Origin of the sequence: Pseudarthrobacter naphthalenicus (assembly GCF_029076445.1) — a bacterium.
GTDB lineage: Bacteria > Actinomycetota > Actinomycetes > Actinomycetales > Micrococcaceae > Arthrobacter > Arthrobacter naphthalenicus.
Map to the genome: position 1 here is coordinate 1 of NZ_JARESG010000072.1, position 1,677 is coordinate 1,677.

1 protein-coding gene is annotated in these 1,677 nt (G+C 65.2%); it reads left to right on the forward strand.

Going from position 1 to position 1,677, the window contains the following annotated elements; translation table 11 throughout:
- Positions 1–82 precede the first annotated feature (82 nt).
- Positions 83–1,507, forward strand: coding sequence for an IS1380 family transposase (locus PY310_RS21425; RefSeq protein ID WP_275216645.1), 1,425 nt, complete (start codon positions 83–85; stop codon positions 1,505–1,507).
- Positions 1,508–1,677: the final 170 nt, after the last annotated feature.

Here is a 1,677-nt window from a genome sequence, read left to right on the forward strand (position 1 = left end):
TTAATCAGGGAAAGGGTGCTCTGAGCTGGGAAAATAGTGGTTGTCGAGACCGTTATTTGCCGAGCGAGGGAGCACCCTTTCGATGCAGAAGTCTACCGCTGTTTTCCCGTCCCTGCCGGTCAGTTTCACCGGCCAGTCGCTGATCTCCCACGCGGGGGTTTCGGTGCTCGCCGGCTTCATGGACGCGCTGGGTTTCGGCAGGCTGTGCGAGGACCGGCTCGGCCAGTTTGTTCCCTCGGGAGCGAAGCACCGGCCTGGCCGGCTGGTCGGGTCCCTTGCCGCGATGCTCGCCGCGGGAGGTGAACACGCCTCGGACCTGGATATCCTGCGCTCCTCACCCGGGGTCTTCGGTCAGCTGCCCTCGAACGCGACCATGTCCCGGTTCTTCGAACGCACCGTGGCGAACCCGGAGCTGTTCGGCTACGGATTCGAGACCCTCACCCGGGAACTGCGCACCCGGGCCTGGACCGCCGCCGGGAACCGGAACCCGGCCCTGACCGCAACAGCCGCGGATCCGCTCATCATCGACATCGACGCGACCCTGGTGACCTCACACTCGGACAAGGAAAACGTCGCCGGTACCTACAAGGGCGGCTACGGATTCGCCCCCTTCATCGCCAGCGCCGATTACGGGGCCGGTAATGGTTCCGGGGAAATCCTCGCGGCCGTGCTCCGGCCAGGGAACGCCGGGGCGAACAGCGCCGAGGACCACATCCGGGTCTTCCACACCGCCGCCGCCCAACTCCCCGACGGGTTCTTCACCGACACCGGGGCCTTGGCCGGGGAGAAGGTCCTGGTCCGCACCGACAGTGCCGGGGCCTCCAGGAAGTTCCTCTGGCACCTGCACAGCCTGGGCGTGCAGTTCACCACCAGCTACACCCTGCCGTTCGGCAAAGCCCACATGGTCGACTGGATCAGTGACAAAGAGTACTGGCAGCCGGCCCTGGACCAGTCCGGAAACGACCGGACCGATGCGTGGGTCATCAACGCCACGGACGTCATCCCGCTCACCGATTACCCTCCGGGCACCAAACTTTTCCTGCGCGCCGAGCCGCTGCATCCGGGCGCGCAGCCGACCCTGGTCGATGTTGACGGGCACCGGATTACCGCGTTCCTGACCAACTCGCCGCGCTGGCACGGGCCGTTCCTGGACGCCAGGCACCGGGCCCGGGGCCGGTGCGAGAACAGGATCAAAACCCTGAAAAACACCGGCCTGGGCAAGCTGCCGTTCTTTGATTTCGCGGCGAACCAGGCCTGGGCGAACATCGCCGCGCTGGCGTTCAACCTGGTGTCCTGGCTCCAGCTCGCCGCCCTCCCGGACGGCCACCGGGCCAAGGGCTGGGACATCAAACGCTGGCGCTACCGGCTCTTCGCGATTGCCGGGAAAATCATCACCCGCGCCCGCCGCACCCAGCTCCTACTCCCGGAATCAGCGCCAGAGAAAGACCTCGTGAAACTGCTCCTAGACAACACCAGCCAGCTCAAAGTGTTGCTCTCCCCAGGCTGAAACAGGGCCTTTACCCTGTCCCGACGAGCAGCTCCCTCACCGGAAGTGGAACCGGCGCCAACCCAGCGAACCAACAGGCCACACCAGACTGCCCGAAAACAGAAAACAAAACTCGGATCAGCCGCAGGCGCAAAACCGCGACCGTCACGGCGCATCATGAAAAATCGGGG

Coding starts and splice junctions, on each gene's coding strand:
- PY310_RS21425 (WP_275216645.1), top strand. CDS start 83: ATGCAGAAGTCTACCGCTGTTTTCCCGTCCCTGCCGGTCAGTTTCACC.